General features: G+C 69.7%; 25 protein-coding genes and 1 pseudogene. 22 read left to right on the forward strand and 4 right to left on the reverse strand.

Translation table 11 applies throughout. From position 1 onward, the window contains the following. The 3 genes from E6R60_RS31890 to E6R60_RS31900 all read left to right on the forward strand — a co-directional run. A partial coding sequence (locus tag E6R60_RS31890) for a vitamin B12 dependent-methionine synthase activation domain-containing protein (RefSeq protein WP_276614085.1) occupies positions 1-1,056 on the forward strand: 1,056 nt, incomplete at its 5' end. A gap of 119 nt (positions 1,057-1,175) precedes the next feature. Continuing rightward, complete coding sequence (locus E6R60_RS31895) at positions 1,176-1,877, forward strand: HAD family phosphatase (RefSeq protein WP_136330189.1); 702 nt, start codon at positions 1,176-1,178, stop codon at positions 1,875-1,877. A 361-nt stretch (positions 1,878-2,238) separates the two neighbouring features. After that, positions 2,239-3,834 (forward strand): ABC transporter substrate-binding protein, encoded by a 1,596-nt coding sequence (locus tag E6R60_RS31900; RefSeq protein WP_136330190.1) that lies wholly within the window; start codon positions 2,239-2,241, stop codon positions 3,832-3,834. Positions 3,835-3,864: 30 nt separating this feature from the next. Here the strand turns inward: E6R60_RS31900 and E6R60_RS31905 are convergent, their stop codons facing one another. Then, on the reverse strand, positions 3,865-4,536 hold the full coding sequence (locus E6R60_RS31905; protein ID WP_136330191.1) for a response regulator transcription factor: 672 nt from the start codon (positions 4,534-4,536) through the stop codon (positions 3,865-3,867). Positions 4,537-4,545: 9 nt separating this feature from the next. After that, positions 4,546-5,391 (reverse strand): PD-(D/E)XK nuclease family protein, encoded by an 846-nt coding sequence (locus E6R60_RS31910; protein WP_240802768.1) that lies wholly within the window; start codon positions 5,389-5,391, stop codon positions 4,546-4,548. 172 nt (positions 5,392-5,563) lie between these two features. On the opposite strand from E6R60_RS31910, the gene E6R60_RS31915 reads away from it, so the two are divergent. The 3 genes from E6R60_RS31915 (at position 5,564) to E6R60_RS31925 (ending at position 8,594) form a co-directional block, all read left to right on the forward strand. Beyond that, a complete protein-coding gene (locus E6R60_RS31915; protein ID WP_136330193.1) occupies positions 5,564-6,814 on the forward strand; it encodes a site-2 protease family protein in 1,251 nt (416 codons plus the stop codon). A 60-nt stretch (positions 6,815-6,874) separates the two neighbouring features. Next, on the forward strand, positions 6,875-7,780 hold the full coding sequence (locus E6R60_RS31920) for a tRNA (adenine-N1)-methyltransferase (RefSeq protein WP_136330194.1): 906 nt from the start codon (positions 6,875-6,877) through the stop codon (positions 7,778-7,780). Between the two features lie 223 nt (positions 7,781-8,003). Then, a complete protein-coding gene (locus E6R60_RS31925) occupies positions 8,004-8,594 on the forward strand; it encodes a hypothetical protein (RefSeq protein WP_136330195.1) in 591 nt (196 codons plus the stop codon). A 106-nt stretch (positions 8,595-8,700) separates the two neighbouring features. On the opposite strand, the gene E6R60_RS31930 is transcribed toward E6R60_RS31925, so the two are convergent. Next, a complete protein-coding gene (locus E6R60_RS31930; protein WP_136330196.1) occupies positions 8,701-9,012 on the reverse strand; it encodes a ferredoxin in 312 nt (103 codons plus the stop codon). A gap of 241 nt (positions 9,013-9,253) precedes the next feature. On the opposite strand from E6R60_RS31930, the gene arc reads away from it, so the two are divergent. The 6 genes and pseudogenes from arc to prcA all read left to right on the forward strand — a co-directional run bounded on the left by arc (position 9,254) and on the right by prcA (position 15,137). Beyond that, positions 9,254-11,020: a proteasome ATPase gene (gene arc, locus E6R60_RS31940; RefSeq protein WP_136330197.1), complete on the forward strand. Its 1,767-nt coding sequence runs from the start codon at positions 9,254-9,256 to the stop codon at positions 11,018-11,020. Positions 11,021-11,257: 237 nt separating this feature from the next. After that, entirely contained in the window at positions 11,258-12,769 is a 1,512-nt protein-coding gene (gene dop / locus E6R60_RS31945; protein WP_136330198.1) for a depupylase/deamidase Dop, read from the forward strand. Positions 12,770-12,889: 120 nt separating this feature from the next. Further along, positions 12,890-13,108: a ubiquitin-like protein Pup gene (locus tag E6R60_RS31950; RefSeq protein ID WP_136330199.1), complete on the forward strand. Its 219-nt coding sequence runs from the start codon at positions 12,890-12,892 to the stop codon at positions 13,106-13,108. 105 nt (positions 13,109-13,213) lie between these two features. Beyond that, a pseudogene (locus tag E6R60_RS31955) lies at positions 13,214-13,405 on the forward strand (endonuclease domain-containing protein); the annotation flags it as partial. Then, a complete protein-coding gene (gene prcB, locus E6R60_RS31960) occupies positions 13,357-14,202 on the forward strand; it encodes a proteasome subunit beta (RefSeq protein WP_136330200.1) in 846 nt (281 codons plus the stop codon). The pseudogene E6R60_RS31955 and the gene prcB, both read left to right, overlap by 49 nt. A 59-nt stretch (positions 14,203-14,261) precedes the next feature. Further along, complete coding sequence (gene prcA, locus E6R60_RS31965; protein ID WP_240802765.1) at positions 14,262-15,137, forward strand: proteasome subunit alpha; 876 nt, start codon at positions 14,262-14,264, stop codon at positions 15,135-15,137. 57 nt (positions 15,138-15,194) lie between these two features. Here the strand turns inward: prcA and E6R60_RS31970 are convergent, their stop codons facing one another. Beyond that, entirely contained in the window at positions 15,195-16,220 is a 1,026-nt protein-coding gene (locus E6R60_RS31970; protein WP_136330201.1) for a LacI family DNA-binding transcriptional regulator, read from the reverse strand. A gap of 131 nt (positions 16,221-16,351) precedes the next feature. Here E6R60_RS31970 and E6R60_RS31975 point away from each other — a divergent pair, with 131 nt between their 5' ends. The 10 genes from E6R60_RS31975 (at position 16,352) to tatC (ending at position 24,924) form a co-directional block, all read left to right on the forward strand. Then, entirely contained in the window at positions 16,352-17,611 is a 1,260-nt protein-coding gene (locus tag E6R60_RS31975; protein ID WP_136330202.1) for an MFS transporter, read from the forward strand. A gap of 218 nt (positions 17,612-17,829) precedes the next feature. After that, positions 17,830-19,191, forward strand: a complete 1,362-nt coding sequence (gene pafA / locus E6R60_RS31980) for a Pup--protein ligase (protein WP_123468669.1) — start codon at positions 17,830-17,832, stop codon at positions 19,189-19,191. A gap of 216 nt (positions 19,192-19,407) precedes the next feature. Continuing rightward, positions 19,408-20,364 (forward strand): FKBP-type peptidyl-prolyl cis-trans isomerase, encoded by a 957-nt coding sequence (locus E6R60_RS31985; RefSeq protein WP_136330203.1) that lies wholly within the window; start codon positions 19,408-19,410, stop codon positions 20,362-20,364. 43 nt (positions 20,365-20,407) lie between these two features. Then, positions 20,408-20,782, forward strand: coding sequence for an FKBP-type peptidyl-prolyl cis-trans isomerase (locus tag E6R60_RS31990; RefSeq protein ID WP_136330204.1), 375 nt, complete (start codon positions 20,408-20,410; stop codon positions 20,780-20,782). Positions 20,783-20,933: 151 nt separating this feature from the next. Further along, the gene (locus E6R60_RS31995) at positions 20,934-21,887 is read left to right on the forward strand and encodes a WYL domain-containing protein (RefSeq protein ID WP_136330205.1); all 954 of its coding nucleotides are present in this window, start codon (positions 20,934-20,936) and stop codon (positions 21,885-21,887) included. A gap of 15 nt (positions 21,888-21,902) precedes the next feature. Further along, positions 21,903-22,859, forward strand: coding sequence for a WYL domain-containing protein (locus E6R60_RS32000; protein WP_136330206.1), 957 nt, complete (start codon positions 21,903-21,905; stop codon positions 22,857-22,859). A gap of 26 nt (positions 22,860-22,885) precedes the next feature. Further along, positions 22,886-23,155 carry a CpXC domain-containing protein gene (locus E6R60_RS32005; protein ID WP_240802766.1) on the forward strand — a complete coding sequence of 90 codons (270 nt, stop codon included), beginning with the start codon at positions 22,886-22,888 and terminating at the stop codon, positions 23,153-23,155. A gap of 47 nt (positions 23,156-23,202) precedes the next feature. Next, positions 23,203-23,400 carry a hypothetical protein gene (locus E6R60_RS32010; RefSeq protein ID WP_136330208.1) on the forward strand — a complete coding sequence of 66 codons (198 nt, stop codon included), beginning with the start codon at positions 23,203-23,205 and terminating at the stop codon, positions 23,398-23,400. Between the two features lie 227 nt (positions 23,401-23,627). Then, positions 23,628-23,918 carry a Sec-independent protein translocase subunit TatA gene (tatA, locus tag E6R60_RS32015; RefSeq protein ID WP_136330241.1) on the forward strand — a complete coding sequence of 97 codons (291 nt, stop codon included), beginning with the start codon at positions 23,628-23,630 and terminating at the stop codon, positions 23,916-23,918. 49 nt (positions 23,919-23,967) lie between these two features. Continuing rightward, positions 23,968-24,924, forward strand: a complete 957-nt coding sequence (gene tatC, locus E6R60_RS32020; RefSeq protein WP_136330209.1) for a twin-arginine translocase subunit TatC — start codon at positions 23,968-23,970, stop codon at positions 24,922-24,924. Positions 24,925-24,939: the final 15 nt, after the last annotated feature.

Raw genomic sequence — 24,939 nt, forward strand, 5'->3', positions numbered from 1 at the left:
GTCATCCTCGGCGGCGCCGCCCTCACCCGCGCCTACGTCGAACAGGACCTCCACGAGATCTACGAAGGCGAAGTCCGCTACGCCCGCGACGCCTTCGAAGGGCTGCGCCTCATGGACGCCCTCATCGGGGTCAAACGCGGCGTTCCGGGAGCCGTCCTCCCCGAGCTGAAGCAGCGCCGGGTACCCAAGCGCGACACCGCCGTGACGGAGGTCGAGGAGCCCGAGGAGGGCGTCCGTTCCGACGTCGCCGTCGACAATCCGGTCCCCACGCCGCCGTTCTGGGGGAGCCGGGTCGTCAAGGGCATCCAGCTCAAGGAGTACGCCTCCTGGCTCGACGAGGGCGCCCTCTTCAAGGGCCAATGGGGCCTCAAGCAGGCCCGGGCCGGTGACGGACCGACGTACGAGGAGCTCGCCGAGACCGAGGGCCGCCCGCACCTGCGCGGCTGGCTCGACAAGCTCCACACCGAGAACCTCCTGGAAGCCGCCGTCGTCTACGGCTACTACCCCTGCGTGTCCAAGGGCGACGACCTGATCCTGCTCCACGAGGACGGTTCGGAGCGCACCCGCTTCACCTTCCCGCGCCAGCGCCGCGGCCGCCGCCTGTGCCTCGCCGACTTCTTCCGCCCGGAGGAGTCCGGCGAGACCGACGTCGTCGGACTCCAGGTCGTCACGGTCGGCTCGAAGATCGGCGGCGAGACCGCCAAGCTCTTCGAGTCCAACTCCTACCGCGACTACCTGGAGCTGCACGGCCTGTCCGTCCAGCTCGCCGAGGCACTCGCCGAGTACTGGCACGCCCGGGTCCGCTCCGAGCTCGGCTTCGCGGGCGACGACCCGGCGGACGTCGAGGACATGTTCGCGCTCAAGTACCGTGGCGCGCGCTTCTCCCTCGGTTACGGCGCCTGCCCGGACCTCGAGGACCGCGCGAAGATCGCCGACCTGCTCCAGCCGGAGCGGATCGGGGTGCACCTCTCGGAGGAGTTCCAGCTCCATCCCGAGCAGTCCACCGACGCGATCGTCATCCACCATCCCGAAGCGAAGTACTTCAACGCGCGGTAGGACTCCGTTCAACGCGCGGTAGCGCCGGGAGTCGTACACTGGTCGGTCCAGTGCAGGCCGGTCGCCCTCCCTCCGGGAAAGGCGGCCGGCCTTCTCGTCCCTCATGGAAGGTGTGCCGGATGACCAGTACGATCCCCGCGTCCCCGACCCGTACGGCCGAGGGCGGCGCCCTGCAGGCCGTCCTTCTCGACATGGACGGCACCCTCGTCGACACCGAGGGCTTCTGGTGGGACGCCGAGGTGTCGGTCTTCGCGGACCTGGGACACCGGCTGGACGAGGCGTGGAAAGACGTGGTCGTCGGTGGCCCGATGACCCGCAGCGCCGGATACCTCATGGAGGTCACCGGCGCGGACGTCACTCTCGACGAGCTGACCGTGCTGCTCAACGACCGGTTCGAGAAGCGCATCGCCGACGGGGTGCCGCTGATGCCGGGTGCGGCACGGCTGCTCGCCGAGCTCGCGAGACACGAGATCCCCACCGCCCTCGTCTCCGCCTCGCACCGGCGGATCATCGACCGGGTCCTGGACTCGGTGGGCCGTCACCACTTCGCGCTCACCGTCGCGGGCGACGAGGTCACCCGCACCAAGCCCCACCCGGAGCCCTACCTCACGGCCGCGCGCGGCTTCGGGGCCGACCCGCGGCTCTGCGCGGTCATCGAGGACACCGCGACCGGTGTGGCCGCCGCGGAGGCGGCGGGGTGCCGGGTCGTCGCCGTGCCGTCCGTGTCGCCGATCGCACCGGCCCCCGGCCGGGTCGTCGTCGGTTCGCTCGAAGAAGTCGATCTCGCATTTCTCCGGGGTCTGGTCACCGGAGCACGCTGATCCGCGCACCGAGAGTATTTCTGTGAATGAATGGAAAAGCTCTCGCGGAAGGCCGTGCGTTTTATGTCGCCACGCGGTGTTGATTAGGCGGGGACATGTCACATCGCGAGATCTCCTTCGTCGTGACCTTCCTCACTCATTCGGTGACCGCGGCCTCGCCGGAATCGGTCGCACCGGCCGCCGGGGGTGCCCAAGTGTCCCGATTGGTGAATCCGTGTACGAATCATTCCGCGCCCTCGAATTCGTCCCGCCGCCGACGTCACCGCATCCCTGATTACGAGCGGGACCGTGCCGGTCCGGCCCTGACGAGGCGCCTACTAATGTCGTTTTCTCCATGACCGCATGAGGGAGAACGTCCACGATGAACCGCAAGAATCTGGTGCTGCCGGCCGTCGTCGGCCTGCTCGCGCCCGTACTCGCCGCCTGCGGCGCGTCGGACGGCGGGAGCGATGGCAACGGCGCCATCGTTGTCGGCACTACGGACCAGTTCGTCGCATCCAAGGACGCCCCCGCGCCTCTCGACCCCGCCATCGGCTACGAGGCGGGCGTCTGGAACGTGCTGCGGCAGACGGTCCAGACCCTGACGCACATCCCGCGCAGCGGCGGCCGGCCGGAGCCGGAGGCCGCTCAGAGCTGCCTGTTCACCGACAGGGCCAACGAGAGCTACCGCTGCACCCTGCGCAGCGGGCTGACCTTCGCGGACGGCAGCCCGGTCACCGCCGAGGACGTCAAGTACTCCATCGACCGGGTGATCCGGATCAAGTCCACCAACGGACCGGTGGCCCTGCTCAACAACATCGACACCGTCGAGACGAAGGGCGACCGCGAGGTCGTATTCCACCTCCGGACCCCGGACGCCACCTTCCCGTACAAACTCGCGACGCCGCCCGCCGGAATAGTCCAGCGCGACAAATACCCGGCGAACACTCCGCGCAGCGGATTCCAGGTGGACGGATCTGGCCCGTACACGATGAAGCCGGAAGTGAAGAACGGCCATGTGGAGAAGGTCGTCTTCACGAGGAACCCCCGCTACAAAGGGGACCTCAAGGTGCTGAACGAGAAGGTCGAACTGGCTTCCTTCCCGGATGCCGGGGCCATGGGCAAGGCGCTCGACGAGAAGAAGATCGACATGATGACGCGCACCATGTCGCCGAAACAGGCCCAGCAGATGACCGAGCATCCCAAGGACAGCGTCAAGCTCACCGAAATGCCCAGCCTCGCCATCCGGTACCTCGGCTTCGACACCGAGGACCCCGCCGTGAAGAACAAGGCGGTCCGCCGGGCCATGGCCCAGATCATCGACCGCGGTGAGATCGCGAGCGAGGTGTACGGCACCACCGCCGAGCCGCTGTACTCGCTGATCCCCTCCAGCATCACCGGGCACACGAACTCGTTCTTCAACAAGTACGGCGAACCCAGCGCCGCCAAGGCGGCCGCGATCCTGAAGCGTGCCGGGATCGACACCCCGGTGAGGTTCACCCTGAACTACACGAGCGACTACTACGGCGAAGCCACCGCCGACGAGTTCAAGACGCTGCAGCGGCAGCTCAACAGCACCGGACTGTTCGACGTCGCCGTCAAGGGCACCCCCTGGGCGAAGTACCGCCCCGCGGAGCTGCGCGGCGAGTACGCCGTCTACGGCATGGGCTGGTTCCCCGACTTCCCCGACCCGGACAACTACACGGCGCCGTTCCTCGACAAGGACAACTTCCTCAACTCGCCCTACCGCTCGACCGCGGCCCAGAAGACCCTCATCCCGGAGTCCCGCCGCGAGGCCGACCGCAGCGCCGCGGCCAAGACCTTCCAGCGGCTCCAGGACATCGTCGCCGAGGACGTCCCCGTCCTGCCCGTCTGGCAGGGCAAGCAGTACGTCGCCTCCCGCCAAGGCCTCACGGGTGTCGAATGGGCGGTCACCTCGTCCGCCGACATCCACCTCTGGGAACTCGGCACCAACTGATCCGCAGCCCCGGCGCCCGGCCCTGCGGGGTCACTGGGCGCCGGGGCGCACCAGTCCGCTCTCGTACGCGTACACCGCGGCCTGCACCCGGTCGCGCAGCCCCAGCTTCGTCAGCACATGACCCACGTGCGTCTTGACCGTCGTCTCGCTGACGAACAGATCGGCGGCGATCTCCGCGTTCGACAGACCGCGGGCGACCAGCTTCAGGACCTCCACCTCACGGTCCGTGAGCGTGTGCAGGGTGTCCGGCACCGGCTCCTCGCCGGAGGGCAGGTGGTCCGCGTACTTGTCGAGCAGCCGTCGCGTGATGCTCGGGGCGAGCATCGCCTCACCACCGGCGACCACCCGGATCGCCTGCACCAGCTCATGGGCCGGGGCGTCCTTCAGCAGGAAGCCGCTGGCGCCCGCCCGCAGCGCCTCCACCACGTACTCGTCGAGATCGAACGTGGTCAGCACCAGCACCTTCGCCGGACCGTCCCGGTCCGGCCCGGTGATCTGACGCGTCGCCTCGACGCCGTCCATCCGAGGCATCCGGATGTCCATCAGCACCACATCGGGCTGCAGCGCCCTCACCTGGTCGAGCGCCTGGAGACCGTCACCGGCCTCGCCCACCACCGCGAGATCGCCCTCCGCCTCCAGAATCATCCGGAAGCCGGTGCGCAGCAGCGGTTGGTCGTCGACCAGCAGGACGCGGATTGCCACGGAATCTCCTCAATGTCCTTCAAGGGCGCCAGACCGGCCGGCCTCGGCCCGGACCGGCTCCATTCTGCCCTCCGCATCCTGCGGCGATTCCGCCGGGCGCACCGACAGCGGATACACCGGGGGAGTCCCGCCGAATTCGGGACAGAGCGCCTGGTGGTCGCACCAGCCGCACAGCTTCGTCGGCCGCGGCCGCCACTCGCCGGTCGCCGTCGCCAGCGAGATCGCGTCCCACAGGGCCAGCAGCTTGCGCTCCACCCGCTCCAGGTCCGCCACCACCGGGTCGTACGTCATCACGTCGCCGCTGCCGAGGTAGACCAACTGGAGCCGGCGCGGCACCACACCCCTGAGCCGCCAGATCACCAGCGCGTAGAACTTCATCTGGAACAGCGCGCCCTCCGCGTACTCCGGACGCGGCGCCTTCCCCGTCTTGTAGTCCACGATCCGGACCTCGCCCGTCGGCGCCACGTCGATCCGGTCGATGACCCCGCGCAGCCGCAGCCCCGACTCCAGCTCGGTCTCGACGAACATCTCCCGCTCGGCCGGCTCCAGGCGCGTCGGATCCTCCAGCGAGAACCAGCGCTCCACCAGCCGCTCCGCCTCCGCCAGCCAGCGCGTGAGCCGCTCGCCCTCCGGATCCTCGGCGAACAGCTCCGCCAGCTCCGGCTTCGACTCGAGCAGCCGGTCCCACTGGGCGGGGATCAGCGACGTGGCCCGGACGGGGGTGCGTTCGGGCGCGGGATTGTCGAAGAGGCGCTCCAGCACCGCATGCACCAGCGTGCCCCGGGTAGCAGCCTCGCTGGGCTTCTGCGGGAGCTTGTCGATGACCCGGAACCGGTACAGCAGGGGGCACTGCATGAAATCGCTCGCCCGCGACGGCGAAAGGGACGAGGGTGGCTGGGGCGGACGGGGCACTGAGGTCATGACGAAGACCCTACGGCCCGCTACTGACATCAATCGGCATACCATCGACCACAGACCCTCGAACACTGCATGACCGTGCCGAAACGGCACCGACCGAAGGGACCCCGTGGACGAAAGCGGCGACAGCGGGCGGCCGCAGCCCGGCGCAGGGGGTAAGGGCCCCGGCGACGGCCCCGGCAAGGGCGCACCGGGACGCGGGGAAGAGCCGGGAGGCGGCATCCTCATGGGCCGCCCGTTCGGAGTACCGGTCTACGTGGCGCCCAGCTGGTTCGTCGTGGCAGCCCTCATCACCTGGGTCTTCGGCGGGCAGCTCGACCGCGTCCTGCCCCACCTCGGCGCTGCGCGCTACCTGGTCGCGCTGTTCTTCGCGATCGCGTTCTACGCCTCCGTCCTCGTCCACGAACTCGCGCACACGGTCGCCGCGCTGCGTTACAAGCTCCCGGTCCGCCGCATCCAGCTCCAGTTCTTCGGCGGCGTCTCCGAGATCGAGAAGGAGTCCGAGACCCCCGGCCGCGAATTCGTCCTCGCCTTCGTCGGCCCGCTGCTCTCCCTCGTCCTCGCCGGCGTCTTCTACGTCCCGATGACGTTCGTCGAAGCCGGCACCGTGCCCGGCGTCCTGCTGGGCGGACTGATGATCTCCAACCTCATCGTCGCCGCGTTCAACCTCCTGCCCGGCCTCCCCCTCGACGGCGGCCGGATGCTGCGCGCCGTCGTGTGGAAGATCACCGGCCGCCCGATGAGCGGCACCGTCGCCGCCGCCTGGGTCGGCCGCGCCCTCGCCGTCGTGACGCTCATCGGCCTGCCCCTCGTCACCCACACGGAGCTCCTCGGGAACGGCGACCGCGAGATCAGCGGCATGGACACCGTGACCGACGCCCTGCTGGCCGCGATCCTCGCCGCGATCATCTGGACCGGGGCGGGCAACAGCCTGCGGATGGCCCGGCTCCGTGAACACCTCCCCGACCTGCAGGCCCGCACCCTCACCCGGCGCGCCGTCCCGGTCGAGGCGGACACCCCGCTCTCCGAGGCCCTGCGCCGGGCCAACGAGGCCGGCGCCCGCGCCCTCGTCGTCGTCGACGCCACCGGCGACCCCAAGGCCGTCGTCCGGGAGGCCGCCATCGTCGCGGTCCCCGAACACCGCCGCCCCTGGGTCGCCGTCGGCGGCCTCGCCCAGGACCTCACCGACGGCATGAAGGTCTCCGCCGAACTCGCCGGCGAACCCCTCCTGGACCGCCTCAAGGCCAGCCCCGCCACCGAGTACCTCGTCGTCGAGGACACCGGGGAGATCTACGGGGTGCTGTCCACCGCCGACGTCGAGCGTGCGTTCGTCGCCGCCATGGCCCGCCCCGCCGCCTGAGCGGCCGCCGGCCCCGGGGCGGGCGGTCGGAGGCCCCGGAAACACCGGTACGCTGGTCACATGTCTGAACCGACCGGTGCCGCCCGCCGACGCGGGCCCTTCAAGGTCGGGGACCAGGTCCAGCTCACGGATCCCAAGGGACGCCACTACACCTTCACGCTCGAAGCCGGAAAGAACTTCCACACCCACAAGGGTTCTTTCTCGCACGACGAGCTGATCGGTGCTCCCGAGGGCAGTGTTGTCCGTACCACGGGAAACGTCGTCTACCTGGCGCTGCGCCCCCTGCTCCCCGACTACGTCCTGTCCATGCCCCGCGGCGCCGCCGTGGTCTACCCCAAGGACGCGGGTCAGATCCTGGCCTTCGCCGACATCTTCCCCGGCGCCCGCGTCGTGGAAGCCGGCGTCGGATCCGGCGCACTCTCCACCTTCCTGCTCCGCGCCATCGGCGAGCAGGGCATGCTGCACTCCTACGAGCGCCGCGAGGACTTCGCCGAGATCGCCCAGCAGAACGTCGAGCGCTACTTCGGCAGCCCGCACCCCGCCTGGCAGCTCACCGTCGGCGACCTCCAGGACAACCTGACGGAAACCGACGTGGACCGCGTCGTCCTGGACATGCTCGCGCCCTGGGAGTGCCTGGACGTCGTCTCCAAGGCGCTCGTCCCCGGCGGCATCCTCTGCGCGTACGTCGCGACGACCACCCAGCTCTCCCGGACGGTCGAGTCCATCCGCGAGATCGGCTGCTTCGCCGAACCGCAGCCCTGGGAGTCGATGATCCGCAACTGGCACGTCGAGGGTCTCGCCGTCCGCCCGGACCACCGCATGATCGGTCACACCGGCTTCCTCGTCACCGCCCGCCGGCTGGCCGACGGGGTCCAGGCCCCGCCGCGCCGCCGCCGCCCCTCCAAGGGCGCCTACGGCGACGACTACACCGGCCCGGGCAGCCAGAGCGGCTCCGACCGCGACTGAACCAGGGGCGCGGCCCGTGCCGCGCGCCCCGACGCACCGGCGCCGCCCCCTCACCCGGGAGCCGGGCGGCGAACGCCGGAGCGCGATCCGCGGCGACCCCACCGTTCCCCTGCCGTGTGAGGTGTGGCACGATGCTGGCCACCCCCACCCCGCCGCCGACGTCCCGCCGACGGCACCGCCTTTCCGGCATTCCGCACCACAGGAACCACAGGAGACCTCCCGCGTGCAGACCTCCGCGCTCCCGGACCTCGCGCACACCGGCACCACGCCGATGCACTGGCTCGCGACCGCGGCGGCCATGGCCGCCGTCGTCGCGGCGGCCGGCCTGCTCCAGCCGGACGCGAGCGCCTCGGCCTCCACGCCCCACCGCACCGCGGCGCAGCACGGCGCGCCGGCCCCCGTCGCCCCGCCCGACCCGGCCCGCGCGGACTTCCCCCTGGAATGCGGCGGGGTGGGTTACACCGTGACCAAGGAGGCCCCTGGGGACCTGGACGGCGACGGCCGGCCGGAAACGGTCGCGGTGGTCCACTGCGCGGCCGGATCCGGTACCCCGCCCAGCGGCGTATACGTCCTCACGCAGGGGAGCGGGGCCGCACCGCGGATCGTCGCGACCCTGGTGGACCCCGTCCAGAAGATGAGCGTCGGCGACTTCGCCGTGCGTGACCGTGTCGTCTCCGCGACGCTGCTCGGTTACTCGTCGCCCGAGGTGCCCTCCTGCTGTCCGGACGAGCAGGAGAAGGTCACCTGGCAGTGGCAGAACGGCGCCTTCGTCCGCAGCAGCCAGTCGCAGGACCCGGCCGGCGCGGGCGTCTGACCGTCACCCCGCGTGTCCGCCGCCCCGTCCGGGACGGTGGTCGGGCGGCCTCAAAACGGGGCGGCGTCGGAGAGCGCGGCCGACGGCCCCGCGAGGGGGAGTGGGGTCAGGCGGCCTCGGGGCCGTAGACCTCGACCCTGTCCGAAACGCGCCGTACATGAATGCAGTCGCCCGGGCACTCCTTGGCCGAATCGACCACGTCCTGCAGGATCGGCAGCGGGACGCGCGTGGTCGCGCCCTTGTCCTGGAGCAGCTCGTCCTGATCGCTCTTCACATAGGCGAGACCGTCGATGTCCAGCTCGAACACCTCCGGTGCGTACTGCACGCAGATCCCGTCCCCCGTGCAGAGGTCCTGGTCGATCCAGACCTCGAGGTCCTGCGTCTCACTGCCGGTGGGAGCGTCCTGCTGCGGGGTCATTTCGCCTGCCGTTTCCTGCGTATCCGAACCAAAAAAAGCCAGCCCTGACGGGTGTTGAACAGTTCGACGATACAACCGGCCGCTTTCCGATGTTGAAGGGTGGGTATTCCCCTGACACGAGGGAGAGCGCAAGGGTGAAGATCGGACACACCCCAGAGTCTTTGTGATCTAGGGGTTTCAATCATCACCCACCCAGGTAGGGTCAGGAAGCGTCCAGCTCCCCTTGGAGGAGGTGAGGACCGTGGCAGCCCACGACGACGACATCAACCGCGGCATCCGGCCCGGGCGGGGGTCCGAAGACCCCGCCGGCCAGGTCGCCTATCTCGAGCAGGAAATCGCCGTCCTGCGACGTAAGCTCGCCGACTCTCCGCGTCATACGAGGATTCTCGAAGAGCGGATCGTCGAGTTGCAGACCAACCTCGCAGGCGTGTCCGCACAGAACGAGCGGCTCGCCGGCACACTCCGCGAGGCCCGCGACCAGATCGTGGCCCTCAAGGAAGAGGTCGACCGGCTCGCACAGCCGCCGGCCGGCTTCGGTGTGTTCCTGCAGGCGAACGAGGACGGTACCTGCGACATCTTCACCGGGGGCCGCAAGCTCCGGGTGAACGTCAGTCCCAGCGTTGAGCTCGAGGACCTCCGGCGCGGCCAGGAAGTCATGCTCAACGAAGCGCTCAACGTGGTCGACGCCATGGAATTCGAGCGGGCCGGGGATATCGTCACCCTCAAGGAGATCCTTGAGGACGGCGAACGGGCCCTGGTGATCGGGCACACCGACGAGGAACGGGTGGTGCGGCTCGCCGAGCCGTTGCTGGACATCACCATCCGCCCCGGCGACGCCCTGCTGCTCGAACCCAGGTCCGGCTACGTCTACGAAGTCGTCCCCAAGAGCGAGGTCGAAGAGCTCGTCCTCGAAGAAGTCCCGGACATCGACTACGACAAGATCGGTGGTCTGGGCGACCAGATCGAGCTCATCCGGGACGCGGTCGAGCTCCCCTACCTGCACCCGGACCTCTTCAAGGAACACGAGCTGCGGCCGCCGAAGGGCATCCTGCTCTACGGTCCGCCGGGCTGCGGCAAGACGCTCATCGCCAAGGCCGTGGCCAACTCCCTTGCCAAGAAGGTCGCCGAAGTCACCGGCCAGCCGGCCGGGAAGAGCTACTTCCTCAACATCAAGGGTCCCGAGCTCCTCAACAAGTACGTCGGCGAGACCGAGCGCCACATCCGCCTGGTCTTCCAGCGTGCCCGCGAGAAGGCGAGTGAGGGCACCCCCGTCATCGTCTTCTTCGACGAGATGGAGTCCCTCTTCCGTACCCGGGGATCCGGCGTCAGCTCGGACGTGGAGAACACCATCGTCCCCCAGCTGCTCGCCGAGATCGACGGCGTCGAGGGCCTGGAGAACGTCATCGTCATCGGCGCCTCCAACCGCGAGGACATGATCGACCCCGCGATCCTGCGACCCGGCCGTCTCGATGTGAAGATCAAGATCGAGCGTCCGGACGCGGAGGCGGCGAAGGACATCTTCGCGAAGTACCTCACGCCCTCCCTGCCCCTGCACGCGGACGATCTCGCGGAGCACACCGGCTCCAAGGAGGCCGCGGCCCACGCGATGATCCAGTCGGTCGTCGAGCGGATGTACACCGAGTCCGAGGAGAACCGCTTCCTCGAGGTCACGTACGCCAACGGCGACAAGGAAGTCCTCTACTTCAAGGACTTCAACTCCGGCGCGATGATCCAGAACATCGTCGACCGGGCCAAGAAGATGGCCATCAAGGCATTCCTCGAGCAGGGCCAGAAGGGCCTGCGCGTCTCCCACCTCCTCCAGGCGTGCGTGGACGAGTTCAAGGAGAACGAGGACCTGCCGAACACCACCAACCCGGACGACTGGGCCAGGATCTCCGGCAAGAAGGGCGAGCGGATCGTCTTCATCCGCACGCTCGTCACCGGGAAACAGGGCGCGGACACCGGTCGCTCCATCGACACGGTGGCGAATACCGGGCAGTACCTCTAGAAGGCGTACCGGCTGCGGATGCCCGGCCGGGCATCCGCAGCCGGTTGCTTTCCGGACAGCTCCCACGACACCGCAGTAATGACGTAATTGATCTCCCCACCGGCACAGAGGCGTTCTAGGCTCTGGCATACCGCCCGGTCGCGCAGTGCGGGAACGGGCAGACCGCGCACGCACCGGAGAAGAAGCGGTACTTGAGCGCCGCCCCGCAAGGGAGCGCCGCCGGGCAAGGAGGGCCGCATGACCGTACGGCGAGTAATGGGCATCGAGACCGAGTACGGGATCTCCGTGCCCGGCCACCCCAGCGCCAATGCCATGCTCACCTCGTCCCAGATCGTCAACGCCTACGCGGCGGCGATGCACCGGGCGCGCCGCGCCCGCTGGGACTTCGAGGAGGAGAACCCGCTGCGCGACGCGCGAGGCTTCGACCTCGCCCGCGAGACCGCCGACTCCAGCCAGCTCACCGACGAGGACATCGGCCTGGCCAATGTCATCCTCACCAACGGCGCACGGCTCTACGTCGACCACGCTCACCCCGAGTACAGCTCGCCGGAGATCACCAATCCCAGGGACGCGGTCCTGTGGGACAAGGCCGGCGAACGCATCATGGCCGAGGCCGCCGAGCGGGCGGCCCAGCTGCCGGGCGCCCAGCCGATCCACCTGTACAAGAACAACACCGACAACAAGGGCGCCTCGTACGGGACGCACGAGAACTACCTGATGAAGCGCGAGACCCCGTTCTCGGACATCGTGCGCCACCTGACGCCGTTCTTCGTCTCGCGCCAGGTCGTCACCGGAGCGGGCCGGGTCGGGATCGGCCAGGACGGCCACGAGCACGGCTTCCAGATCAGCCAGCGCGCCGACTACTTCGAGGTCGAGGTCGGTCTGGAGACCACCCTCAAGCGCCCGATCATCAACACGCGCGACGAGCCCCACTCCGACGCCGAGAAGTACCGCCGGCTCCACGTGATCATCGGGGACGCGAACCTCTCGGAGATCTCCACCTACCTCAAGCTGGGCACCACCTCGCTGGTCCTCTCCATGATCGAGGACGGCTTCATCAATGTCGACCTGGCCGTCGACCAGCCCGTGCGCACCCTGCACCAGGTCTCGCACGACCCGGACCTCCAGCAGCTGATCACGCTGCGCAGCGGCCGGACACTCACCGCGGTGCAGCTCCAGATGGAGTACTTCGAGCTGGGCCGCAAATACGTCGACGAGCGGTACGGGGCGGACGCCGACGAGCAGACCAAGGACATCCTGGTCCGCTGGGAGGACACGCTCAACCGGCTGGAGAACGATCCGATGAGCCTGTCCCGCGAGCTGGACTGGATCGCGAAGCGGGAGCTCATGGAGGGCTACCGCCGCCGCGACAGCCTGGACTGGGACGCGCCGCGCCTGCACCTGGTGGACCTGCAGTACGCCGACGTACGGGCCGAGAAGGGCCTGTACAACCGCCTGGTGGCCCGCGGGCGGATGAACCGCCTGCTGGACGAGGGCGAGGTCCAGAAGGCCCGTACGGCGCCTCCGGAGGACACCAGAGCGTATTTCCGCGGTCGCTGTCTGGAGCAGTACGCGGACGACGTGGCGGCGGCCTCCTGGGACTCGGTCATCTTCGACCTGCCGGGCCACGACTCCCTTCAGCGGGTTCCCACCATGGAGCCGCTGCGGGGCACCCGCGACCACGTCAAGGCCCTCCTGGACCGCTGCCGTACGGCGGAGGAGCTGGTCCGGGTGCTGTCGGGCGGCTGAAAGGGCCGCCGACTGGGAATCATTCCGATGACCTCCGGACGTTGAGACAAGTACCGGGCCAATGTCGGACCCCGTAGGTAGGGTCTGATCAAGTGCTTCGAACCGAGCGGGGTGAGCTATATGGCGACCAAGGACACCGGCGGCGGACAGCAGAAGGCGACGCGATCCACCGAGGGGACCGAGGAGCAGGCGCAGGAGGCGCAGGGCTCCGAGGACCTCAAGGAGCGGCAGGAGAAGCTGAGCGACGACGTCGACGACGTCCTGGACGAGATCGACGACGTCCTGGAGTCCAATGCCGAGGACTTCGTTCGTTCATTCGTCCAAAAGGGCGGGGAGTAGCCGGCCCGGCGCCCCGGCCCACGACCGGCGTGCGGCACGGGCTCCGGCCCGTGCCGCACGACCTCTGCCGCACTACCGCGGGCCCGGACCGGGATCGGTCCGAATGCCTCCGCCACACATGTGGATCACCGCCGTCGGACGGGTAGGGTCCGTGGCATACGGTGCTTCAACTGCAACTCGGCCGTAGGCAAGTTGGGAGATGATCCTGACACCTTGCGCAGGGCCATCGCTTACCTGGAGGGAAACGCGTGGAAGCCAACACTCGTAGCACCGGGCGTCTACCAGCTGCCTTCCTGACGCCCGGGTCCTCTTCGTTCATGGACTTCCTGTCCGACCAGGCGCCCGGGATGCTCCCGGGCAACCGGCAGCTGCCGCCCATGAAGGGGGCCATCGAGGCGCCGCACGGCACCACGATCGTCGCCGCGTCCTTCCCCGGCGGTGTGGTCCTGGCCGGTGACCGACGGGCGACCATGGGCAACATGATCGCGCAGCGCGACATCGAGAAGGTCTTCCCGGCCGACGAGTACTCGGCGGTGGGCATCGCCGGTACGGCCGGTCTGGCCGTGGAGATGGTCAAGCTCTTCCAGCTGGAGCTGGAGCACTTCGAGAAGGTCGAGGGTGCTCAGCTCTCCCTGGAGGGCAAGGCCAACCGGCTCTCCACGATGATCCGGAGCAATCTCGCGATGGCCATGCAGGGCCTCGCCGTGGTGCCCCTCTTCGCCGGTTACGACGTCGACCGGGAGCGGGGCCGGATCTTCAGCTACGACGTCACCGGCGGCCGCTCCGAGGAGCACGGGTACGCGTCCACCGGCTCCGGCTCGATCTTCGCCCGTGGCTCGATGAAGAAGCTCTACCGCGAGGACCTGACGGAGGAACAGACGCTCACGCTGGTCGTGCAGGCGCTGTACGACGCGGCGGACGACGACTCGGCGACCGGCGGACCCGATGTGGCCCGCCGTATCTACCCGATCGTCACCGTCATCACCGACGAGGGCTTCCGGAAGCTGACCGAGACGGAATCCTCCGAGATCGCCCGCTCGATTCTGGAACGCCGGCTGGAACAGCCCGACGGCCCGCGCGCCGCGCTGCTCTGACCGTCCGTTCGCAGGCTTCTTCGATGCTCCCGCCACTGACAGAAAGGGACGGATAGCCGGTGTCGACGCCGTTCTATGTCTCACCCCAGCAGGCCATGGCCGACCGGGCGGAATACGCCCGCAAGGGCATCGCCCGTGGTCGCAGCCTGGTTGTGCTGCAGTATGCCGACGGCATTGTGTTCGTCGGCGAGAACCCGTCCCGTGCGCTGCACAAGTTCAGCGAGATCTACGACCGGATCGGTTTCGCCGCCGCCGGAAAGTACAACGAGTACGAGAACCTCCGCATCGGCGGAGTGCGTTACGCGGATCTGCGCGGATACACCTACGACCGCGACGACGTGACGGCGCGTGGACTGGCGAACGTCTACGCGCAGACGCTCGGCACGATCTTCTCCAGCGCGGCCGAGAAGCCGTACGAGGTGGAGCTGGTGGTCGCCGAGGTCGGCGCCGGGCCCGAGGGCGACCAGATCTACCGGCTGCCGCACGACGGGTCGATCGTGGACGAGCACGGCTCGGTCGCGGTCGGCGGCAACGCGGAGCAGATCAGCACCTTCCTGGACCAGCGTCACCGTGACGGGATGTCTCTCGCCGAGGCGCTGAAGCTGGCGGTCCAGGCGCTGTCCCGTGATCCGAACGGAAGCGAGCGGGAGATCCCCGCGGAGCGGCTGGAGGTCGCGGTCCTGGACCGTACGCGGCCGCAGCAGCGCAAGTTCAAGCGGATCGTCGGCCGGCAGCTGGCCCGGCTGCTGGATGCCGACGGCGCCGGTGCCACGCCGACCGACGCCCCCTCGGACACCGAGGACGGCGAGGGCGCGGACACCCCCGCGGCCACGACGGACACGGCTGCGACGGACAAGGGCAAGCCGGGCACGAAGAAGGCCGGCCCGGACTCCGCGGCCGGCGATTCCACCGACTCCGGCGGCGACGTCGAGTAGCCGGTTCCGCGAGTTCCCCCGCGCCCCGGTCCGCCTCCTCGGCGGGCCGGGGCGACGTCATGAGGCGGGGGGCGCGCTGGAGCCGCGTACGACCAGGTGCACCGGCAGGGGGCCGGCCTCCGCCGTGCGGCCCTCCAGCACGGCCAGCAGGGCGCTCATGCCGCGCTCGCCCACCTGCTCGGCCGGCAGCCGCACGGTGGTGAGCTCCGGCTCCACCGCCGTCGCCAGGGCCAGGTCGTCGAAGCCGGTGACGGAGACGTCGTCCGGCACGCGCAGCCCGAGCCGGCGTGCGGCCTTGCAGGCGCCCGCGGCCAGGATGTCGTCGTCGCAGACCAGGGCGGTGGGGCGGGGCCCGGGGAGGCCGAGCGCACGTTCCGCGGCCTCGCGGCCGGCCCGTACGTCCAGCGCGGCCGGCACGGTGCGGACCTCGGTGCCGGGCACGCCCCGCAGGGCCTCGTGCAGGGCGCGGGCGCGGACCGCGAACGTCCAGGAGTCGACGGCCGACGCGAGGTGGACGAAGCGGCGGTGGCCGAGGGCGAGCAGATGCTCCGTCACCTGGCGCATCCCGTCGGCGATGTCGAGGTTGACCCGGGCGGCGGGGCCCGGAGCCGCCGGGTCGCTGTCGAGCATGACCAGGGGGAGCCCGGCGCCGCGCAGGGCCCCGAGGGCGTCGGCGGCCATGGAGGAGGCGATCACCCCGTCCAGGGCGGCGCGTGCCGAGGCGAAGGGGTCCCGGGCCGGGCCCGTGCCGTCGGGCGACGGGTAGAGGACCACGCCGAAGCCGTGCTGGGCGGCGACCGCGGCGGCCCCGGTGTAGACCCGGGCGAAGAACTCGTTGGTGAGGGCGGGGACGACGAGCAGGGCCGTCCTGGTGCGGCCGAGACGCAGATTGCGGGCGGCCAGGTTGGGCCGGTAGCCGAGGTCGCGGGCGGCGTCGCGCACCCGGCCGACGGTGGTCTCGGAGACCCTGCCCTGCCACTTCTCGCCGAGGACCAGGGAGACCGTGGCCTGGGAGACGCCTGCGGCCCGTGCGACGTCGCGGCTGGTGGGCCGGGGCGGGCCGGGCGCTGCTGGGCTGGTCACGCGGGCCTCCGGGCCGGTCGGGGCAGGTGCCGTGGGGTGGACCTGCGGACTGGGCTCATGGTACGTATGAACCTGGAAGTTATACGTAAAACCTGGGTGGCCGGAAGGGCGCTCCGAGGAGAGGGCGGGACATGGCCGCGGGATATCTGGACATCCTCCGGGCGCGGCATGCCGCCCGGCTGCTGGCGGGAACCCTGGTGGGACGGCTGCCGAACGGCACCGCGCCCATCGCGATCGTGCTGTTCACCCGCGCGGAGGGAGGCAGCTACGCCCTCGCGGGCGCGCTCGCCGCCGTGTACGGACTGGGCACGGCGGTCGGACAGCCGCTGCTGGGCCGCGCCGTCGACCTCTACGGCCAGCCACGCGTCCAGCTGCCCGCGGCCGTGCTGTCGGCCCTCGGCATGGTCCTGCTCGCCCTGGCCGGATTCGGGTCGCTGCCGCTCGCCTATGCGGCGGTGGCCGTCGCCGGAGTGGCCACCCCGCCCCTGGAAGGCGGCCTGCGGGCGCTGTGGCCGAGCGTCCTCGGCGGCGAGGACCGGGTACACCGCGCGTACGCCATGGACGCGGTCGCGCAGGAAGTGATGTTCACGGTCGGACCGCTGCTGGTGACGGTGCTGGTCTCCCTCTGGTCGCCGGCCGCCGCGTTGCTCGTCATCAACGCCATCGGCGTCCTGGGGGCGCTGTCCGTCGTCCTGTCGGAGCCGTCCAGGACCTGGCGCTCCGCTCCGCGCGAGGCCCACTGGCTGGGGGCGCTGCGCTCGCCCGGACTGCTGGCGCTGCTCGGCTCCTTCTTCTTCGTCGGACTGGCCCTGGGATCCATCACCGTGGCGGGCGTCGCCTACGCCGACGACCACGGCCAGGAGTCCGTCTACGGATGGCTGATGGCCGCTCTCGGGCTGGGCGCGCTGGTCGGCGGCACGGTGTACGGGGCACGGCAGTGGGCCGGGCCGCCCGAGCGAAGGCTCCGGGTGATCGTGGCGCTGCTGGCGCTGGGGTACCTGCCGCTGATGCTGACGCCGGGTGTGGTGGCGATGACGGTGCTGGCGGCCGTCGCCGGGGTGTTCCTCGCCCCGGCCATCGCCTGCTCGTTCATCGTCGTCGACCGGCACGCCCCCCGGGGGACGGTGACCGAGGCGTTCTCCTGGCTCGTGACGACGTTCGGGGTGGGCGCGGCGGCGGGCACGGCGGTGGCGGGACCGGCAGTGGAACTCGGCGGGACCGCGTGGAGTTTCGCCGTCGCGGCGGCCGGCGGAGGGGCCGCGCTGCTCGTTCTGCTGGCCACCGGAAAGGTCCTGGCGGCTCCCGGCCGCGGGGCTGTCGCGGTGAGCGGTCCGCGGGACGACCGCGACGGCGCCGTCGAGCCGGGCCTGAGCCCGGAACACCACGGCTGAGGGGAACCCTCCCGGGCGTCCGCCCCCCCCGTGACGTGGCGTCGCGAGACCCCGGTCCCCGGGGCCGGTGGAGTGGTGACGCCGCCCGTTCCGCGGGCCGCCGGAAAGGACCTCGCAGCTCCCGGGTTCAGCGCTCTCGTGGTGCGAGGATCGAAAATGATCGAAACGGTGCCGTCGAACCCGGTTTCAGCTCGGGCCATCAGGCGTAATGTTCAGTCATGGACCGCCGCATTTTCGGGCTGGAGAACGAGTACGGCGTCACGTGCACGTTCAGGGGACAGCGCCGACTGTCTCCTGATGAAGTGGCGCGCTACCTCTTCCGCCGTGTTGTGTCATGGGGCCGCAGCAGCAATGTCTTTCTGCGGAACGGCGCCCGCCTCTACCTCGACGTGGGATCGCATCCGGAATATGCAACCCCCGAATGCGACAACCTGACCGAACTGGTCACCCACGACAAGGCCGGCGAGCGCATTCTCGAAGGCCTGCTTGTCGACGCCGAACGCCGCCTGCACGAGGAGGGAATCGCGGGCGACGTCTATCTCTTCAAGAACAACACCGACTCGGCGGGAAACTCCTACGGCTGCCACGAGAACTACCTCGTGGCCCGGCACGGAGAATTCTCCCGGCTCGCGGACATCCTCATTCCCTTCCTCGTCACGAGACAGCTGATCTGCGGCGCCGGCAAGGTGCTGCAGACCCCGCGGGGCGCCGTCTACTGCGTCAGCCAGCGTGCCGAGCACATCTGGGAGGGCGTCAGCTCCGCGACGACGCGTTCCCGCCCGATCATCAACACCCGCGACGAACCGCACGCGGACGCGGAGCGCTACCGCCGCCTCCACGTCATCGTCGGTGACTCCAACATGTCCGAGACGACCATGCTGCTCAAGGTCGGCGCGACCGACCTGGTGCTCCGCATGATCGAGGCCGGCACGGTGATGCGGGATCTGACCCTGGAGAACCCGATCCGGGCGATCCGCGAGGTCAGCCACGACATCACGGGGCAGCGCAAGGTCCGCCTCGCCAGCGGCCGTGAGGCATCCGCCATAGAGGTGCAGCGCGAGTACTACGAGAAGGCCGTGGACTTCGTGGACCGCCGCGGCATCCGCACGGGCAACGTCGAGAAGGTCCTCGAACTGTGGGGCCGTACGCTCGACGCGATCGAGGCCGAGGACCTCGACCGGATCGGCACCGAGATCGACTGGGTCATGAAGTACAAGCTCATCGAGCGGTACCGGGCCAAGCACAACATGACCATGTCGAATCCGCGGGTCGCGCAGATAGACCTCGCCTACCACGACATCCACCGCCGCCGAGGCCTGTACTACCTGCTGGAACGCAAGGGCCAGGCCGCCCGCATCTGCAACGACCTGAAGATCTTCGAGGGCAAGTCGGTGCCCCCGCAGACGACCAGGGCACGCCTGCGGGGCGACTTCATCCGGCGGGCCCAGGAGCAGCGGCGGGACTTCACCGTCGACTGGGTCCATCTCAAGCTCAACGACCAGGCGCAGCGCACGGTGTTGTGCAAGGACCCGTTCCGGTCCGTCGACGACCGGGTGGAGAAGCTGATCGCGGGTATGTGAGCCGGCGCAGGACGCGCCTCGGCCCTCGCGCGACTCGGGCCCCGTACGTTCCTCGTACGGGGCCCTGCGCACGCCCGGGGTCCTCCCTCCGGACCGGGCTGGATCGGACACCGGGCCGCGCGAGCCCGGCATGGTCGGAAACGAGAGGCCCTAGAGTGTCGGGGAGCCCCCTGGGGTGCGTGCCAACCAAAGTGCCGTCTGAGATCTGAGGAACCAGTGCGCCGAATTGCCGGCCTTCTCGTCGTCCCCCTGCTGCTGGTGTCAGCGGCGTGCGGCAGCGACGACAAGGGCTCCGACTCCGCTTCCACCTCCGCGACCGCCCCCACGAAGGGCGGGTTCCCCGCCATCACCGCGGGAGCGAAGTTCGGCGAGAAGCCCACCCTGGCCAAGGGCACGGGCACGCCGCCCAAGGAGCTGAAGACCAAGGTCATCAGTGAGGGCGACGGCGCCACGCTCAAGAACGGGGACGCGATCCAGGTCAACTACCTGGGGCAGGCCTGGGACTCCGACAAGCCGTTCGACAACAGCTTCGACCGCAAGCAGCCGTTCGATCTCACGCTCGGCGCCGGCATGGTCATCCAGGGCTGGGACAAGGGTCTGGCCGGTCAGAAGGTCGGCAGCAGGGTCCAGCTCGTCATTCCGCCGGACCTCGGTTACGGCGCGCAGGGCCAGGGCGACATCAAGCCGAACGCCACGCTCGTCTTCGTGGTCGACATCCTGAAGGCGAAGCAGATCCCGGCGTCCGCCAAGGGCACGTCGGTCGCCCAGGACGACGCCGACCTGCCGAAGGTGGGAACGAACACGGACGGCAAGGCGCCGACCGTCACGATCCCCAGCAAGGTCGCTCCGCCCAAGAAGCTGGTCTCGAACTACGTCCTGGAGTCCAAGGGCGAGGTCGTCAAGGAGACCGACACGGTCGTGGTGAACTACGTGGCCAAGCTGTGGAAGGACGGCAAGGTGTTCGACGACACCTACGCCACGGGCAAGACCGCCTCCTTCCCGCTCGCCCAGGTCACCCTCAAGGGGCTGAAGAACGGCCTGATCGGCAAGAAGATCGGCAGCCGTGTGCTGCTCGTCGTCCCGCCGGACCAGGGTCTCGGCGACAAGGCACAGCAGTCCGTCCCGGCGAACTCCACGCTGGTCTTCGCCGTGGACATCCTGACGAAGATGTAAGACTGTCCCGGTTGCCCAGTTCATCATTTAGAGGAGCAAGTCAGTGAGCATCGAGAAGCCCGAGATCGACTTCCCGGGTGGCGAGCCGCCGGCCGACCTGGAGATCAAGGAGATCTGGGAAGGCGAGGGCGCGGAGGCCAAGGCGGGCCAGACCGTCTCCGTCCACTACGTGGGCGTGGCCTTCTCCACCGGCGAGGAGTTCGACTCCTCCTGGAACCGCGGCACTCCGCTCCAGTTCCAGCTCGGCGCCGGCCAGGTCATCAAGGGCTGGGACCAGGGCGTGCAGGGCATGAAGGTCGGCGGCCGTCGCCAGCTGACCATCCCCGCGCACCTCGCCTACGGTGACCGCGGCGCCGGCGGCGGCGCGATCGCCCCGGGCGAGACGCTGATCTTCGTCTGCGACCTGATGGGCGTCTGATCCGGCGCCTGTGCGCTCCGAGGGCCCGTGCCGCAAGGCACGGGCCCTTGTGCCGCGGCGGGCTGAGTCTGCCTGCCGCGGCACTAGCTTTTGTCCGGACACCCCGGGGCGGTACGGTCGACGGTCGTAGAGCAAAACAGAAAGGGCGTCGATGGCGATTGCCAAGGCCGAGCGGCTGATGAACCTGGCACTGTGTCTGCTGGGGACCCGGCGCCCGCTCAGCAAGCGCGAGCTGCGCGGTTCCATCGAGGCCTACCTCGAAGCCGGTTCCGACGACGCCTTCAACCGGATGTTCGAGCGCGACAAGGACGATCTGCGCGAGCTCGGTCTGGTCATCGAGACCGTGGAGAACCTGGACGGCGACACCGGCTACCTCGCCCGCCGCGACAGCAACCGGCTGCCCCCGATCACGCTGGACGCCGAGGAGGCCGCGGCTCTCGGGCTGGCCGCCAAGGTCTGGCAGCAGGCCCGGCTGGCCGGAGCGGCCAGCGGAGCCCTGCAGAAGCTGCGGGCAGCGGGCATGCCGGAGGCCGAGGACGCGTACGAGGTGCACAGCGCCCTCGAACCCCGCATCCCGGTGCACGAGGCGGCGTTCGAGCCGCTGATGCTGGCCTGCCGCGACCGCCGGCCGGTGACCTTCGACTACCGCAAGGGCAACGCGGCGCGCCCCGAACAGCGGCAGGTCGAGCCGTGGACGCTGGAGTGCTGGCGCGGCCACTGGTACCTGGCCGGCTGGGACCGGGGGAGGGGAGCCGAGCGCGTGTTCCGGCTCTCCCGGATCACGGGCAAGGTGCGTTCCCGGGCCGGTGTCTTCACCGCCGAGGTCCCCGACGTGGTCACCGTCCGCGAGACCGTCGAGAGCTGGGCGGGCGAGACGGCGACGCGCACCGCGCTCATCAGGCTGCGGGCCGACTCCGGCTACCCGCTGCGGGCCCGGGCGATATCGGTCCGGGAACTCGGCGACGGGTGGGAGGAGTTGGAGATCCCGTACGGACACGGCCTGGACGCCTGGCTCGTCGAGTTCGGCCCCGACGTCGTCGTGCAGGAACCTGCGGATCTGCGGGCCGACGTGGTGGACCGGCTGCGCGCCGTGGCCAAGGACTGAGGGGACCCCGTATTCATGGCCACGAACGCCATCGACCAGACCCGCCGGATGCTCTCCCTGGTGACGTACCTGCGTGAGCGCCCCGGCGCCCATGTCCAGGACGTCGCCCGGGCCTTCGGGATCAGCGAGGACGAGCTGATCTCGGACCTCGACGTCCTGCCCATGTGCGGGACGAGCTTCCGCGGCGGCGATCTCCTGGACATCGACACCGACGGCGACCGCATCTGGTGGCACAACCCGGACGACGTCGCGGAGCCCCTGCGGCTCGCGGCCGACGAGGCGACGGCCCTGCTGGTCGCCGCCCGCGCCGTCGCGACGCTGCCGGGACTGCGCGAGAGCGACCGCCAGGCCCTGCTGCGGGCCACCGCCAAGCTGGAGGCAGCCGCCGGCGAGGTGGGGGCCGCGAGCTCCCGGCTCTCGGTAACCTTCGAGTCCGAGGGCGGCGTCTTCGCCGACGTGGACCGGGCGATCTCCGAGCGCCGCCGGCTCTGGCTGCGCTACTACTCGCCCGCACGGGACGAACTCACCGAGCGCGAGGTCGACCCGATCCGGCTGTTCGCCGTCGGGCACACCTACATGGAGGCCTGGTGCCGGTCCTCCGAGGACCGGCGCACGTTCCGCCTGGACCGGGTCGCCGAGATCCGGCTGCTCGACGAGCCGGCCGCGCCTCCCGAGCTGGAGCTGCGGGACCTCTCGGAGGGGCTGGTCCAGCCCGCGGCCGAGGACCCGGAGGTCGTGGTCGAGGTCGGGCCGGGCGGGCGCTGGGTCGCCGAGTACTACCCGCACGACCGCGCCGAGGAACTGCCCGACGGCGGCCTGCGGATCACTCTGCGCACTCCCGATCCGGCGTCCCTGCGCAGGCTGGCGCTCAGGCTCGGCGGGGAGGGGCGCATCGTCTCGCCGCCGGAGCTGGCGCGGAGCGCCCGGACCGCGGCCCGGGCGGCGCTCGCCGCGTACGACGGCCTGGCGTGAGGGGGCACGTGAGAGATATGGGCAAGATGTCTGTGATATCCGGTATTTCCGAGGTGTCGACCGCGGTCGTTCCCGAGTCCCTCCGGTTCAAGGCCGCCTGCCCGGAGTGCCGCGAGCGGTTCGAACTGGCCGCGGGGGAGTTCCGGCTCGCGATCGGAGCGAGCCGCCGCACCACGTTCTACTCGTTCACCTGTCCCGCGTGCGACGCGTCCGTCCGCCGGCCGGCGGGGGAGCGGATAGTGGAACTCCTCACGGGCGGCGGCGTGCGGACGCTGCGCCTGCACACCGGTGCCTGAGGCATCACCGCGGACCATCGGACACGAGACACATCGAGGCACTGCGCATGTTCTGGCCCATGCTCGCCATCGCCCTGGGATTCCTCGGAATCGCCGTCCTGGGGGTGCTGGCCGTCAAGGTCTTCATCGAGGCCCAGCGCCTCGGCCACCAGGTGACACGCACCACTCAGCGCATCAACCGGGCCGCCGAGGACCTGGAGCGCGCGGCGGAGAAACTCGCCGCCCAAGGTGAAGCCCTGCGCTGACCGGGGCCGTTCGACGCCGGAGGGCGCGGCCTCCTTTTTCGCAGGGGCGGGGGGTACGCTGCTGATGACGCCCCTGGCAGGAGGGGCGGGCCGCTAGCGAAAGTATGCATGGGCATTGCCTCGCGTTTACTCCCGCGGGTTACGATCGCTCGCAGCGAATGGTCGGACGTGTGTCCGGCCCCAGGGCAGCGAGCCCACCTCCAGCCGCCTCAGCGAGAAGGAAGCACATCATGGGCAATCTGAAACCTCTCGAGATCGTTCTGATCCTCGCTGTCATCCTCCTGTTGTTCGGTGCCAAGAAGCTTCCCGACATGGCCCGTTCCCTCGGCAAGTCGGCCCGCATCCTCAAGAGCGAGGCCAAGGCGATGAAGAAGGACGACGAGCCGGTGGCCACGACGGACCCGCTCGCCGACCAGGCGCCTCAGCAGCCCGCCGCCGCGCGCACGATCCAGGCCGCCCCCGGCGATGTGACGAGCTCCCGCCCGGTGAACGAAGCGAAGCCCACCACCCAGAGCTGATAGCTGACGGACTCTTCCGGCAGCTGCCGCACGAAACGAGGGAAGTGGGTTGCTCAAGTCCGCCCGCAAGCAGGAGAAGGACGGCGAGGGGCGGATGCCTCTCGCTGATCACCTGCGTGAGTTGCGTAACCGACTGCTGATCGCGGTGGTGGCGGTCGTCGTCATCACCTCGGTCACGGCCTTCTTCTACCAGGATCTGATCGACTTCCTGATCCGCCCGATCCTGGAGTCGGTGGGGTGCACCAACGGCCAGAAGAAGCAGGCGAACGGTCACCCGTGCGCCGAGATGACGGTGAACGGTCTGGTCGCTCCGTTCTCCATCGCCCTCAAGGTCTCCCTCATGGCGGGCGTGGTGTTCTCCACCCCCGTCTGGCTCTACCAGCTCTGGGCGTTCCTGGCCCCGGGGCTGCACAGGAACGAGAAGAAGTACGCGCTGAGCTTCGTCGGCGCCGGTGTGCCGCTGTTCTGTGTGGGAGCCGCGCTGGCGTACATCCTGATGCCGCAGACCGCGGCGGTGCTGCTCGACTTCACCCCGGACAACACGACGAACCTGCTGCCCGTCGACGACTATCTCGACATCGTCACGCGCATGGTGATCGTGTTCGGTCTCGCCTTCGAGCTGCCGCTCCTGCTCGTCCTGCTGAACTTCACCGGCGTCCTCACCGCCAAGCGGCTCGCGTCCTGGTGGCGCGCGATGATCATGGGCATCACGGTCTTCGCCGCGGTCGCCACCCCGACGGGCGACCCGCTGACGATGGTGGCGCTGGCCGCACCGATCGTGCTGCTCTACTTCATCGCGCTCGGCATCTGCCTCGCCAACGACCGGCGGCGGCGTCTCAGCAACCCCGACGCCGAGCTCGACGACGACGAGGCCTCGGACCTGGACCTCACCCCTGAGGACATCGGCGAGATGGAGCACGTGTCGGCGTCGCTGCCCGCACAGGCGGACGGCGAACAGGACGGCGGTCGATCGGGCCGGCTCAACGGTTACGACGACATCACCTGACCTTGTAGGGTCCCC

The organism is Streptomyces sp. A0642 (genome assembly GCF_004795105.1).
In the GTDB taxonomy this organism is placed as follows: domain Bacteria; phylum Actinomycetota; class Actinomycetes; order Streptomycetales; family Streptomycetaceae; genus Streptomyces.